The sequence below is a fragment of the Carnobacterium sp. genome (assembly GCF_032094055.1).
Lineage (GTDB): Bacteria > Bacillota > Bacilli > Lactobacillales > Carnobacteriaceae > Carnobacterium_A.
Genome location: NZ_DAMDAK010000137.1, coordinates 2208 through 2870, shown reverse-complemented (window position 1 = coordinate 2870; position 663 = coordinate 2208). Strand labels below are relative to the sequence as shown.

Annotated in this window: 1 protein-coding gene; it reads right to left on the bottom strand. The window is 29.1% G+C overall.

Features of this window, described 5'->3' with window-relative positions:
• Positions 1-21: 21 nt before the first annotated feature.
• Positions 22-357 (bottom strand): YkvA family protein, encoded by a 336-nt coding sequence (locus RT405_RS13285; RefSeq protein ID WP_042469516.1) that lies wholly within the window; start codon positions 355-357, stop codon positions 22-24.
• Positions 358-663: the final 306 nt, after the last annotated feature.

Below are 663 nucleotides of genomic sequence, written 5' to 3'. Positions count from 1 at the left end.
GTATATACTCTGTAGCTTTCTTTATTCTTTCATCCTGAAAATAATCAGGTTTGCAATTTTTACAGCCCATACAAAGACAAGGATCCAGAGAGTAATGATAATAATGCCTGTTATCCAATTCTTTGGTTTGCTTGTTATCTGTCTTTCCTCTACCTTTCTTTTACAATCCTCCAACACTTCTTTAGGAATCAGTTTTAATGCCAAGTATACACCTAATGGTACAAGAATCAAATCATCAAGATACCCCAAGATTGGAATGAAGTCTGGGATTAAATCTATAAGACTAAAAGCATACGCAACAACAAGCATTGTAAATAATTTAGCATACCAAGGGACTCTTTCATCTCGATATGCCAAATAAAGTACAAGAAGTTGTTTTTTTTTAGTTTCTAGCCCATTTTTTCATTTTTTGTATGATAGATATTTTTTCTTCTGTTTCTATCGGTTTATTTTGATTCAAATTATTCCTCTCCCATTTTATTACTACGTACACATCTTCTCAGAATTGTTCTTATTAACTGTATAATAATTACATAGCTACTATTGAGTCTAATACTTTATTTTAATAAAAACTATTTATAATATAAAACCTAATGATCAGTCTACATTTTATTAATCAATAAATTAGAAAGATAAGAGATAAGAAACACGTTTAAATCAACT